Annotated in this window: 14 protein-coding genes; 1 reads left to right on the forward strand and 13 read right to left on the reverse strand. The window is 40.7% G+C overall.

The window, feature by feature from the left end; genetic code table 11:
- Positions 1 to 136 precede the first annotated feature (136 nt).
- From IZT61_RS10350 to IZT61_RS10405, 13 genes are all read right to left on the reverse strand, one after another.
- Positions 137 to 436, reverse strand: coding sequence for a GIY-YIG nuclease family protein (locus tag IZT61_RS10350; protein ID WP_196101056.1), 300 nt, complete (start codon positions 434 to 436; stop codon positions 137 to 139).
- An 81-nt stretch (positions 437 to 517) separates the two neighbouring features.
- Positions 518 to 1,177: an SGNH/GDSL hydrolase family protein gene (locus tag IZT61_RS10355; RefSeq protein ID WP_196101057.1), complete on the reverse strand. Its 660-nt coding sequence runs from the start codon at positions 1,175 to 1,177 to the stop codon at positions 518 to 520.
- Between the two features lie 15 nt (positions 1,178 to 1,192).
- A complete protein-coding gene (locus tag IZT61_RS10360; RefSeq protein WP_196101058.1) occupies positions 1,193 to 2,746 on the reverse strand; it encodes a serine hydrolase in 1,554 nt (517 codons plus the stop codon).
- A 2-nt stretch (positions 2,747 to 2,748) separates the two neighbouring features.
- The gene (locus tag IZT61_RS10365) at positions 2,749 to 3,165 is read right to left on the reverse strand and encodes a putative toxin-antitoxin system toxin component, PIN family (protein ID WP_196101059.1); all 417 of its coding nucleotides are present in this window, start codon (positions 3,163 to 3,165) and stop codon (positions 2,749 to 2,751) included.
- On the reverse strand, positions 3,152 to 3,370 hold the full coding sequence (locus IZT61_RS10370) for a hypothetical protein (RefSeq protein WP_196101060.1): 219 nt from the start codon (positions 3,368 to 3,370) through the stop codon (positions 3,152 to 3,154). The genes IZT61_RS10365 and IZT61_RS10370 overlap by 14 nt, the downstream gene beginning before the upstream one ends.
- 61 nt (positions 3,371 to 3,431) lie before the next feature.
- A complete protein-coding gene (locus IZT61_RS10375) occupies positions 3,432 to 4,373 on the reverse strand; it encodes a hypothetical protein (protein WP_196101061.1) in 942 nt (313 codons plus the stop codon).
- Positions 4,374 to 4,680: 307 nt separating this feature from the next.
- On the reverse strand, positions 4,681 to 5,865 hold the full coding sequence (locus IZT61_RS10380) for a M20 metallopeptidase family protein (protein ID WP_196101062.1): 1,185 nt from the start codon (positions 5,863 to 5,865) through the stop codon (positions 4,681 to 4,683).
- Positions 5,852 to 6,295: an SPOR domain-containing protein gene (locus IZT61_RS10385; RefSeq protein ID WP_196101063.1), complete on the reverse strand. Its 444-nt coding sequence runs from the start codon at positions 6,293 to 6,295 to the stop codon at positions 5,852 to 5,854. The genes IZT61_RS10380 and IZT61_RS10385 overlap by 14 nt, the downstream gene beginning before the upstream one ends.
- Positions 6,296 to 6,642: 347 nt before the next feature.
- A complete protein-coding gene (locus tag IZT61_RS10390; protein ID WP_196101064.1) occupies positions 6,643 to 6,846 on the reverse strand; it encodes a hypothetical protein in 204 nt (67 codons plus the stop codon).
- Between the two features lie 210 nt (positions 6,847 to 7,056).
- Positions 7,057 to 7,287, reverse strand: a complete 231-nt coding sequence (locus IZT61_RS10395; RefSeq protein WP_230383937.1) for a hypothetical protein — start codon at positions 7,285 to 7,287, stop codon at positions 7,057 to 7,059.
- A gap of 2 nt (positions 7,288 to 7,289) precedes the next feature.
- The gene (locus tag IZT61_RS22240) at positions 7,290 to 7,427 is read right to left on the reverse strand and encodes a hypothetical protein (RefSeq protein ID WP_230383938.1); all 138 of its coding nucleotides are present in this window, start codon (positions 7,425 to 7,427) and stop codon (positions 7,290 to 7,292) included.
- Positions 7,428 to 7,710: 283 nt separating this feature from the next.
- Entirely contained in the window at positions 7,711 to 11,187 is a 3,477-nt protein-coding gene (locus IZT61_RS10400) for a preprotein translocase subunit SecA (RefSeq protein ID WP_196101065.1), read from the reverse strand.
- Positions 11,188 to 11,319: 132 nt separating this feature from the next.
- The gene (locus IZT61_RS10405) at positions 11,320 to 11,619 is read right to left on the reverse strand and encodes a hypothetical protein (RefSeq protein ID WP_196101066.1); all 300 of its coding nucleotides are present in this window, start codon (positions 11,617 to 11,619) and stop codon (positions 11,320 to 11,322) included.
- A 268-nt stretch (positions 11,620 to 11,887) separates the two neighbouring features.
- Between IZT61_RS10405 and IZT61_RS10410 the strand changes: the two genes are divergently transcribed.
- Positions 11,888 to 12,574: a pirin family protein gene (locus tag IZT61_RS10410; protein WP_196101067.1), complete on the forward strand. Its 687-nt coding sequence runs from the start codon at positions 11,888 to 11,890 to the stop codon at positions 12,572 to 12,574.
- The last annotated feature ends 505 nt before the right edge of the window (positions 12,575 to 13,079 follow it).

Genomic DNA, 13,079 nt, shown 5'->3' on the forward strand with positions numbered 1-13,079 from the left:
AGATTGCTTCACGCTACTCCACAAGCCAACGCTTCGGCTCGCAAGGAAGATGACCTTAACGTCATTTCTAGGGGGAACGACAGCTAGCCCCCGATTTCTCGGGAAAGCAATCTACTTTGCTATTAAGCTTTGATGCTTACCATTCTTTTACAACTTCCCAAAAGTCCTTCCAATCGGGATTTACGGAATTGATTAATTTTATCTTTTTCGCCCTACTTCCCCCTTTTATTCTTTTTTCTTCAGCTATCGCCTCTTCAATTGATGTATAAGAACAAAAATAAACAAGTTTGGTGGTATTGTATTTAGCAGAAAAAGAATTTGGATAAACTTTCTCTCGATGTTCCTTAATCCTAAATAATAAGTCAGATGTTACTCCTACATAAAACGTGGTATGAGTAAAATTCGTTAAAATATAAACTGCTCCTCCACTTTCCATTATTGTTTCTTTTCTTAAAGATTGCTTCACGCTGCCCCACAAGCCAATGCTTCGGCTCGCAAGGACGATTTTGTTTATCAGCTATTTCACCAAAGGCAACAACTGATCGGCAACCAGCTTATTACCTACATCGGTTAAATGCACGCCATCTTTTGTTAAAATTCCTTTTTCTAAATCGTTGGGATTGTTGGCGGCCTCGTAATCGGCAAATATTTTTCTCAAATCGCAAACGGGAAGGTTGTTCTTCGTAGCCAATTCTCTGATTCCGGCAGCATACTTATTTAAATCGGCGTCGAGCTGGTTTGTTCCATCTTTCTTTTCGCCAACTACTGAAGGCGTAACCAGAACTACCTTGCTGCCAACGCCCTGAATTTTGTTAATTAACGCCTGGTAAAACTTAAAGTATTTATCGTAGTCTGTGCCGGTGTGCGAGGTTTGCTTGTGCCAAACATCGTTAATACCCACATAAATTACAACCAAATCGGGTTTCTTGTTTAATACATCATCTTCTAAACGCAGGTATAAATCGTAAACCTTGTTGCCGCCAATACCAGCACCGATTACATTGTATTTTGTAGAATCTAACGCTTTTTTGATCAAGGTTACGTAACCGTTTTTGGATACGCCCTGCTGGGTAATTGAATCGCCAAAAAAGATGATTCGCTTTGGTTTAAATGTCATTGAAGTAAATGCGATTAGGCAAAGGCCAAGTACAATGCTCGTTTTTAATAGGGTTTTCATATTGTATAAGTTGATTTAATTGTTTCCCATCTTTTTGAAATCCAGGTCCTGAAAATCGAAGCTAAAATCTGTCAATGGAGAAATTGCTTCCATTTTTAAGCCATCGGCGGTTGCATTTTTGTCGAGCGTAAAATTAACAAAAGCATCGGCATCTAAACTTCTGTCATACCACTTCACTATAAACGTATTTCCTTTGTAAAACGTCATATCGCCTCGCAGTTTTGGAGAATTCTTCGCTTCGAAATGCATTTTGCCGTTTACTTCGCTAATGGTTACATCGCCAAACCAGGCATCGTGAAAGGTTCCGTAATAATTTTTGGGATCAATTTTGGTCGTATTTGCTTGCTGTTGCGCTTTAATATCGGCCCAAACTTTGGTCACAATATCGTCGGCTTCCTTTTCGTTTCTAAGTCTGTTGTCGTTGTAGGTCTTTATTCTGTTTTGTCCTTTAATACCTAGATAACCATCTTTGATTGAATTTGTAACGGCATTAAATGCAGCGCCTGATTGCTGGTTTGTTAAAACGATAATACCGAGTTTCATTGCCGGAATTATGGTAACCTGCGTAACAATACCAGATAAACCGCCAGTGTGCGTAGCCTGAAAGTTGCCGTTTACATTGCTTAAAAACCAACCAAGGCCGTAGCTACTGAAGCTGGCGGAATTTCCTCCGGCAATAATGGTTTGAGGAGTCCACAGCTCTTTTGCAACGGCATCACTAAACAGCTTCTTGTCCAAATTCTGGCCATATTTTCCACCGTTTATCATCGCCATTACCCATTTGCTCATATCGGTAACGCTGGAGTAGATGCCGCCGGCTGCATTTGCCACTTCACCGAAACTTAAGCCTACTGGCAGCAATTTACCCTGGTAAGGTGCGTGCCCGTCAATTACGTTCGACCTGTCTTTTAAGCGGTACCACGAAGCCGCAGTTTTTGTCATGCCCAATGGTTTTATAATTCTGGTCTCTATAAAATCCTCGTATGTACTGCCTGAAACCCTCGCAACGACATCGCCAGCTAAAATATACATGAGGTTATCGTAATCGTATTTGGTACGGAAGGAAGAAACGGGTTTTAAATAGCGGAGGTTGTGGATGAGTTGTTTTTTGGTTACGGTTGATGAATCTGGCCAGATCATTAAATCGCCTGCACCGAGGCCGAGGCCACTGCGGTGGGTTAGCAAATCACGAATAGTAAACTCGCTGGTTACCCAGGCATCATACATCTTAAATTCGGGGATCACGTCGGTCACCTTTGTATCCCAGGTAATCTTCTTCTCATCAACTAGCATACCTAATGCGGCAGCGGTGAAGGCCTTGGTGTTTGATGCTACGCCGAAAAGCGTATTTTCATCAACTTGCTGGTTTGTTTTGATCGATCTTACGCCATATCCTTTCAAATGAACAATTTTTCCATCTTTAATAACGGAAACAGCTATCCCGGGAACGTTGAAAGTAGTGAGGGTTTTCTCGACAACGCTGTCGATTTGTTTTGATGTTAAAATTTGGGCGTTTGCATTTATAGACAAGGCAATAAGCGCACAAAATAATTGGGATATTCTTTTCATATTTATAAATCAATATTCAAAAATACTGACGCAGTAACAATTGAAATATTTTCAAACGGATTTAAAACTAATAAATCGTCATCGCCGGCAATAATATACTTTGCGTTAGCCGAAATTGCCAATTCTAAGAATTTATTGTCTCGAGGATCCCGACAAGCTGAAACCAGAATATTAGGTTTAACTAATTTTGCTATAAATTTGAATTCTTCTATAATCTCTAACCTTAATTCAAGACTAATATATTTATCAAATTTTGATCTTATAAAGGTGTCCGAAAATTCGTTTATAGTATCATTAGAAACAGCAACAACTCCATGCGAGATTGCTTTATCAATTGCTTTACGCCTTGTAGAATGAGGTAAAAGAAATGCACTTATTAAAGTATTCGTATCAATAACAAAAACTTTAATCCTTTTCATCTAATAATTGTGCTAATTTTTCGTCGGTTAAACCATTAGCCATTGCAATTTTACCTGCGCTATCTAACAATTTTAAAAACTCCGTCTGTTTGTTTTGTTGCAGTAAAACTGATAAGGCTTTCTCATATAATGAACGTTGAGATGCAGAAAGACTGCGCCATTTTTTGGCTACCACACTATCAACTTCTAAAACAATCCTTTCCATTTTAACCTCCTTTAAACAAATATACAAACATTATTAATAAAAAATATTTCAGGAAAAATAGCTACTTCGCTTTCTCGAGTTTGTAATCTTTGTGCACAATCAAAAAACTCGCCCGTTCTTCTTTTTTGAAAGGGTAATCCCAATTGCCTTGATAGGTGATTTTTGTAGGGAGCTTATCTTCGCCGAAGTAGCCCATTTCAATGTTCATCTGCACATCGAAATCGAACAGCATGTTACTGTATTTCATGTCAACATACCGGCCAAGGATGTTAAAGTTTCTTTTATCAAATATGGTAACTAGTTCCTTAATCATAATGCCGTCCTTTGTCCAGCTGCTCAAATCGGGTTTAACGGCAACTTTGAAACGATAAACGGGGATAGAATCCAAATAAGTTCCGCTGGTGAACGAGTAATCATAATACTGGCGCATATTGGCTGAAAATATTTCGGTTTTACTGCCTATAAACGGAACTTTTACGGGGCGGCCAGGATTAAAAATAAGGGTTTTCAGCTTGTTTTTATAACTTTCGTTTGTACCTCCCTTGCCATCGCCCGCTGAAGCGTTGGGAACAAAATCGGTATTGTAGGCGTTCATAAAGATGTAATCGAACATTTCGATCGTGTACAACTGGTATTTGCCGTTCTTTTTGTAAAGGTTACCACTTTCTTCTTTTACCAGATATTCCATTTTATATTGGCCGGCATTATTGTGTCTGATCTTTCGATAAATTTTTCCGTCAACTTTATTCTTTTTGTCGTAGCTGTAAATGCGGTTTTCGGCAATAAAACTGTAGCGCTTCATATCGCGAAACGACTCGTAAAACGAGGTATCGTTAACCACCCTGTTAATGAAAGTTTCGATATTTAAGCGCTCGGCCTTAATGTTCACTACAGAATCGAGGGTAATGGTCTTTATTGTATCGGGGTTAAAACGTGGAATTTCCTGCCCGAAACTGTTGTGAAACAGCGACGCGAATATTAAAAATGCTAGTATTTTTTTCATGCTTTATGGTATTGACAAAAACGGTGCCTGATTAAAGAAAGTGTAAGAAGGAGTAAAGTTCCTTGCGTTTTAATGGTAATCAGTTATGTATTTGATTTCCTCAGGCGACAAAGCGTTATCCATCTGGTCAACTTTACAACCTCATCCCCCTGCCCCCTTCAAAGGGGGAAATGGAATTGTGCCTTAAAAATTTTGACACCGCAAACGTTATGAGGTCAATGTTCTTTCAATTTCCCATTTACTTTCAAAGTTGCCGTCCCCCTTCGAAGGGGGTTGGGGGATGATAACCTTGCTTTTCTCGACTGTTTTAGTTCCCCAATTGCTTCAATGCAATAAAAGCCATCAATCCGGTCGATATCTTCAATGCATCCTCGTCCACATCAAATCTCGGCGTATGTACCGAATATTGGGTGTCTTTGGCTGCATTACCCGTCCCCAAACGGTAGAAACAGGCATCAGTTACTTGCGAATAGAAAGAAAAATCTTCTGCGGCCATCCAAATGTCAAGGTCGACGACGTTTTCTTTACCCAAGAAGTCTTCGGCAAATGATCTGGCATTGGCGGTAAGCTTTTCTTCGTTGATTAAAAAAGGGTAGCCTTTATGGATGTCGAAATCACAGCTTCCGCCCATACTTTCAGCCATGCCTTCAGCCATTTTTTTCATCCTTTTATGTGCCTCCGCTCTCCAATCCTCGTCCAAGGTTCTGAAAGTGCCCTCAATTTTAACTTCGTTCGGAATAATGTTTGTTGCACCATTTGCGGTTACTTTTCCAAAAGATAGTACCGACGGTAAACGGGGGTCGGCATTACGCGAAACGATTTGTTGCAACGCGACAATGATGTGTGATGCAATTAATACGGGATCGACGTTTTGATGCGGCTGGGCACCATGACCGCCTTTTCCGGTTACGGTAACATAAAGTTCATCTGTTGATGCCATATAAATACCTGAACGAAAGCCAACTTTACCGGTTTCGATTAAAGGCATTACATGCTGGCCTACAATGTAATCGGGTTTCGGATTTTCGAGCACACCTTCTTTGATCATAATGCTTGCGCCACCCGGAAGGAGCTCCTCGGCCGGTTGAAAAATCAACTTTACGGTGCCAGCAAAGTCATCTTTCATTTGGTTTAAAATATAAGCCGTTCCCAACAGCGATGAAGTATGTACATCGTGTCCACAGGCATGCATTACACCAGGTTTTTTCGAGGCGTACGGTTTGTCGTTTGCTTCGTGTATCGGCAAAGCATCCATATCAGCACGCAAAGCGATCACTTTGTCTGACGGTTTATTGCCTTTAATTAAGCCTACAACGCCTGTGTTGGCGCAACTGGTAAATTCAATTCCCCATTTGGTAAGCTTGTCCTTGATAAACAACGATGTCTCAAATTCCTTAAATGACAACTCTGGGTTGGCGTGTATATGATGGCGAAAGCCGACAACTTCTTCGTAAATAGAGGCGGCTAATTCTTGAATTTTATTTTTGATCATCAGTTGTTGTGGTATCTAAAGTTGGTGCATTTATTTTTTCCCTAAAAATAAAAAGGGTGGGAAAAGTTGGCCTGATTTCGCTCATTAAGCGCTGTGCTTCCAATCGGGTTCTAAAATCGCCAACGCGAACGTAATAGTTCGGCTCTTTGTAAATAATATAGGTATTTAATTTGGGATAGAGGCTTTTAAAATGCGCTTGCTGGTTGAAAACCTCTCGCCGATCGGACCCATAAAAAATCTGGACACGATAACCATATGAAGAAACAATCGGTTTGCCCACGCTAATTTCGCCTGTATTTCTGTACACCTCGGCACGTTTAGCTATTAAACTATCAATTAAAGGATCTTTTATAACGGTTACTTTTCCTCTTTGTGCAAAAGATGTGGTAAACAAAAATAAGCTGAATATAAAAGTAAGTGTTATTTTCATGTGTAATAAACCTCGGCGAGTCGCAATTTGTTTACAAAACAGAATGCCGAACTTGTTGCAAAATTCGGCATTCTTTATGGGTTGTGCAAATGGTAAGATTTATGTAAGATCGGTGATTTATCAGGCTGAGCGTATCGGCTACGTTTAAGACAAAATCGAAGCTTCGTGCAATTGCCCTTCGACTCCGCTCAGGGTGACATTTGCTAGGGCATTTTATGATTTACACACCGCTAGTTACTAATGAAGGGATGCCAAAATAAGCTCTTCATCAATTAAATCAGCGACTTTGTAGTGTACTGCTGGCGGAAGTAATAAACCAATGTACTCTATTAATGTGTTGGAATCAATTAAATATCTCTTTCCCATTCTCGACGACTTCGTTCTACATCCAACAGAAGTTGTTTGGCAGTTTCCTTAGAAATAATGCCGGCAAAGCTCGACGGCTTTTTGGAAGGCACCTCGTCTGTTAAGATGGTAACTCCAAATTCCTGAAGAATTTGTTTGACCATTGAGCTTTTCTCATCCGGAATTTGTATGGTTAATGTTTCCATATATCAAAAATACTAAATTAACTTAACAACAACAAAGCCGAACTTCATTCGAAATTCGGCTTTTTGACTCGATAACCTGAGTTCGATTATGCGCTATTTTTGCATTAAGATCCTCAGTCAAGCTGAGGATGACGACAGGTCATGGTAAATAGCCAATACAACCCAGAACAGGCTTTATTAACCGAACTCAGGTTCATAGATTATTGGAGTCTATTTCTTCGCGTCAAGTGTAAATTCATAAACCTTTGGATCATACTTCATCATCGCCCCGGTTGCGGCGTCGATGCCCCAGCCCAGTAGGCCGAAAAAGTTTAAAACAGCAACGGCATTGAATGTGGTGGTGGGTTGCATGGTTTTTGTTTCATAACCATCTAACTTCAGGGTTAAAGTTTGTCCGGTAAATCCCTTCTTCAAAGAAACGGCCATCGGTGTTTTACCCACCTTTACGCCATCAACTTCGATATCGGCAGCTGGTGGATTTGAGTTGATTTGAACATTCTGCCTCGTTCCGGTAAAATTGTGGCGCAGCTCGAAAGTAATAGTGCTGCAGACAGCGCTACAACGTTAAAAATTCTCTTCATTTGTTTGTGTGTTTATTATTTCTCCCTACTCTAAAGGCTTTTCGGTTACGCCCTGTTTGTGGTTTTTCAGCTCCATTATCATAAAAAATCAATCGAAAAAAACCGCATGGCAATTCCCTGATCGACTTTTTGACTTACAATAAAACTTAGGGAGTATTTTTAAACAGCCTGAGAATTTAGGCGTTTCAGGAGATAAAATTAAAACTTACAATTAAAAATTTAGTTAAACAAAAAAGGTTTTGGCAAAAGCCAAAACCTTGATAATGTGTTCATTATTTAATTATTAGATATGAGCGCCGTGGCAGTTTTTAAACTTTTTGCCACTTCCGCAAGGGCAAGGCTCGTTACGCCCTACGGTTGCTTCTTTGCGAATTGGTTGTTGCGGAACAGGCTCTCTCGTGTCGCTAAACTCCATACCTGGTTCTTCATGCCCAAATTCTTGCTTTGTGGTCTGCAATTTAGGCTGTTTAACTGGTGCCGGTGCTGCTCTCACATCATCAGCTTCTTGCTGTACGGGAATGCCTCCTTTGTACAAGAAACTCACCACTTCTTTATTTACGGCATTTAGCATGTTTTTGAATAAGCTAAAAGCTTCCATTTTATAAATTACCAATGGGTCTTTTTGTTCGTAAACCGCGTTTTGAACCGATTGTTTTAAATCGTCCATTTCGCGTAAGTGCTCTTTCCAGCTGTCGTCAATTAAAGCGAGTACAATTGTTTTTTCGAATGCACGAACAACTTCTTTGCCCTTGTTCTCAATTGCCTTTTTCAAATCAACAGCTACTTGTATTCCGCGAATGCCATCGGTAAACGGAACCACAATTTGTTCAATATGTTGTCCGCGTTCTTCGTAAACCTGTGTTAAAACCGGCAACGATTGTTGAATAATGGCTTCTGATTTACGCGTATAAAATGCTTCTGCTTCCTCAAACAACTTTTCGGTCAGCGTGGTAATATTCGTCGAAGCGAATTCCTTTTCGGTAATTTGTGTATCTAAAGAAAAGTTTTTGATTACTTCTAACTTAAAGCCGTCGTAATTTGCTTCTTCTTTGTATTCAGTTACAATGTCTTCTGCAACATCAAAAACCATGTTGTTCATATCAACATCCAAACGCTCGCCGAATAAAGCATTTTTACGCTTAGCGTAGATTACGGTACGTTGGGAGTTCATCACATCATCGTACTCCAACAAGCGTTTACGAATACCAAAGTTGTTTTCTTCTACTTTCTTTTGGGCACGCTCGATAGATTTTGTAATCATTGAGTGCTGGATTACTTCACCTTCTTCAATACCCATACGCACCATAACGCTCGAGATACGCTCTGAGCCAAATAAACGCATTAAGTTATCTTCAAGCGAAACGAAGAATTGAGATGAACCGGGATCGCCCTGACGACCGGCACGACCGCGCAACTGCCTGTCTACACGACGTGATTCGTGACGCTCGGTACCTACAATAGCCAAACCACCGGCTTCTTTAACGCCTGCACCCAACTTAATATCGGTACCACGACCGGCCATGTTGGTGGCGATAGTTACGGTACCTGCCTGACCAGCTTCGGCCACAATATCGGCCTCTTTCTGGTGCATCTTCGCGTTTAATACGTTGTGTTTAATTCCACGGAGCTTAAGCATACGGCTTAACAACTCTGAAATTTCTACTGAGGTGGTACCTACCAACACCGGACGACCAGCCCTTGGCTGTACCTGACCAGTTTCGGGATTTAGGGCAGGGATTAATGCGCCCTTGCTATCTAATTTAGGTACTGCCCTGCCCGTTGCATCATATCTAACTACTGGCTTTCCATCTTTTTGTTTAACATTACCATCCTTATCAAGCTCGTATTCGGTTTCGTAATGTGAATATGGGAAAACCAGGAACTGAATTTCGGATGCCACGGCGTTATACTTTTCGCGAACGGTACGGTAAACGTAATCTTGATGATCTTGTCGCGAAATGACCCTATTTGTCGGAATCTCAACAACATCTAATTTATAAATCGACCAAAACTCACCTGCTTCTGTTGTTGCAGTACCCGTCATACCGCAAAGCTTGTGGTACATACGGAAATAGTTTTGCAAGGTTACTGTTGCATACGTTTGGGTAGCATCTTCAACCTTAACGTTTTCTTTTGCCTCAATTGCCTGGTGCAAGCCATCTGAGTAACGGCGGCCATCCATGATCCGGCCTGTTTGTTCATCAACAATTTTGATTTTGCCTTCATCAACAATATATTCTACATCGTTTTCGAACAAAGTATAGGCTTTTAATAATTGGTTAACTGAGTGAATGCGCTCTGCCTTAACTGAATAATCACGCATTAAAGCATCTTTTTGAACCACTTTTTCATCCAGCGGCAAGCTCGATTTCTCTAATTCCGCAATCTCGGTACCAACATCGGGCAGTACAAAAAAGTGAGGATCTTCTCCGGATTGGGTAATCAACTCAATACCTTTTTCGGTTAATTCTACCTGATTATTTTTTTCGTCGATGTAAAAGAAGAGTTCAGAATCTACCTTCGGCATGTTCTTAGACTGATCGGCCATGTAATGATTCTCTGTTTTTAACAACAGACCACGCACGCCGGTTTCGCTCAAGAACTTGATTAAGGCTTTGTTTTTTGGCAAGCCACGATAAGCACGCAATAAGGCCAAACCACCCTCGCCTTCTTCGGTTCCGGTGTTGCCTGCATTAATCAATTTTTTCGCTTCGTTTAAAGCCGAAGAAACGTATGCTTTTTGCGCATTTACCAGGCACTCAATACGCGGCTTTAGCTCATAAAATTCGTGCTGATCGCCATGCGGAATCGGTCCAGAAATAATTAATGGTGTACGTGCATCATCAATTAATACTGAATCGACCTCATCGACCATGGCAAAATGCAACTTGCGTTGTACCAGTTGGTCTGGGGTCTGCGACATATTGTCACGCAGGTAATCGAAACCGAATTCATTATTGGTTCCGTAGGTGATATCTGCCGCGTAGGCTCTTCTTCTCTCTTCCGAATTTGGCTCGTGCTTATCAATACAATCTACACTTAAACAATGAAACTCGAATAAGGGTCCGTTCCACTCACTATCCCTGCGGGCAAGGTAATCGTTCACCGTAACAATGTGTACGCCCTGGCCTGCAAGTGCATTTAAATAAGCCGGTAATGTACTCACCAATGTTTTACCCTCACCTGTGGCCATTTCGGCAATTTTACCGCTGTGCAATACAATACCACCAATTAACTGTACATCGTAATGCACCATGTTCCACACCACTTCTGTTCCGGCGGCATCCCATCTGTTGGCCCATTGTGCCTTATCGCCAACAATTTTTACATTGCTTTTGCGGGCAGCATAGTCTTTATCAAATTGTGTAGCGGTAACTTCCAAATAATCGTTTTCGCTTAAACGACGTGAAGTTTCCTTAACTACTGCAAAAGCCTCCGGAAGAATTTCCAAAAGCACTTTCTCTAATTCCGCATCGCGATCTTTACCTAAAGCATCAACCTGATCGTAAATTGCTGTTTTTTGGTGCAGATCTAACTCATCGCTCTCGGCCTCGGTTTTTAAAGCCGAAATCCTGCCATCGATATCTGTTAAAAAACTCGAAATCCTATCTTTAAATTCTATTGTTTTAGCACGCAGTTCATCATTGCTTATCGATGCCAACTTTGCGTACTCTTCATTTATTTTGATAACCATCGGCTGGATGGTTTTTATATCTCTTTCTGATTTACTTCCGAAAATCTTCGCTAAAAATCCTAACATTATATATTCGTATTGTATTTTAAAAAACTGTATGTTACAACAACTAAGCCACTGCTTTTTTGTAAGTCAGTTTGGCAGTTGTGGTTAAAAAAATAGGCGCTAATTGTACTGTAAAGAAATTGGGAGAAAGTGTTATGGACTGTTGTTTTTAGGCTTCCTTGTTACAGCCAAATCAACAATAACCTGATTTGCCCGGCCGTACTTTATGCTTTTTAACTGTGGCTGAGTGCCCGCTAAAGCAAAATTTGTAGCCGATAAAAAATAAGAATCTGGGTGCTCTTTAAACTGAACGGCCGTTTCGTCGGCTGCGTTGATACTGATCCTGTGCTCTTTACAATATTCGTGCAATATCCTTAGCCCCTCAACACGTTCGGCGTTGGCCAAATGCGTTAAGCTAAAAAGTACAAATGATATGGTAACGAGGTGTTTCATTAATAGCGGCAAAGCTAGTTTTATTCTTTTATAAAACGAAATTTCGTACTTGCTAAAAGTTACTGGCGGTTAATTGTTTGATCTTCAAATTGTTTAATTGTTAGAATGGCGTATCTGTTTAATTGTTTAAATGGGTAAATTGCAGACCACACTATCGATAATCGATTGTTAGTTGAGCAGGCTAAGCGTAAGGCCAACGAAATGCTTTTAGTAGGCTTGAAACTGTCGCATTTTATTGATATTTACCGATCCAAAATATTGAGTGATTATGATAAGTACATCCGGGAAAGTATTTTCGGCCGATCAGCGTGGCCTAACCGAAACGTCTGTTTTAAAGCGATTCAGTACATTTAACTTCGAAAAGTTCAACAGCGAGCATACATTTCCTTTTGGCAATTTGTTTATTTGCAACGATGAGTTTATAGTGGGCGGAAAGCTTGCCTTTTTCCTTTCGACAGAAGATTCTTACCAGCTGTTTTTCCCAATTACCGGCGGTTTAAATATTGTTCAGGGTAATAAGGAATGTGCTGTTGATACAGGCCAGGCGCAAGTGCTCAATCTTGGCAAAGGCGAGGTATTGGAAATCAGCAACCGAAATTTGACGGAGACAACAAACTACCTGCAAATTGGTATTAGAACGGATATGTTCCTGCTTCGTGCCAGCGAAATGTTGTTCAATTTTGATTTCGATGCAAACCAGAACAAACTAATTGAGATTATTTCGCACCCGAAATTACCGTTTAAAGTGAGTGCAGGTATCTTTGCCGAAAGAAACCAAGAAATTTACAGGCTACAAAGCAAAGAGCGCAATTTTTTCTGCTTTGTTATTGCAGGCACGTTGGAAATTGAAGGCAGATTGATGCACGAAAGAGACGCTTTGGCGCTTTGGGATTTAGAAGAAGTAAAACTAGAAGCGTTAAGCAATAATGCAAGCGTGTTGATTTTGGAATTTTAACTTTGGGGTCGGATTGCAATCCTGACTCGTTTAGCACTGGATTTCAAATCCAGCATTAGTTAAGACGAGATTATAAATCTCGACCAGCATTAGCGGTTAGTGCTATTGGAAACAGATTTCTCGGCTGCGCTCGAAATGACGAATCCATTTAGTTTCATCCGCTAGTCTGGATTTGTAATCCTGAGTCCATTAGCTCTGGATTTTAAATCCAGCATTAGTTAAGACGAGATTATAAATCGACCAGCACTAGCGGTTAGTGCTATTTGGAAACAGATTTCTCGGCTGCGCTCGAAATGACGAATCCATTTAGTTTCATCCGCTAGTCTGGATTTTAAATCCAGCATTAGTTAAGACGAGATTATAAATCTCGTTCAGCATTAGCGGTTAGTGCTTTTTGGAAACAGATTTCTCGGCTGCGCTCGAAATGACGAATCCATTCAAGACCTCTGTCATTTCAGACGACGCAGGAAGGAAACTTGCTAGTCTGCCTGCCCGTCCGGTCAGG

The sequence above is a fragment of the Pedobacter endophyticus genome, from assembly GCF_015679185.1.
Lineage (GTDB): Bacteria > Bacteroidota > Bacteroidia > Sphingobacteriales > Sphingobacteriaceae > Pedobacter > Pedobacter endophyticus.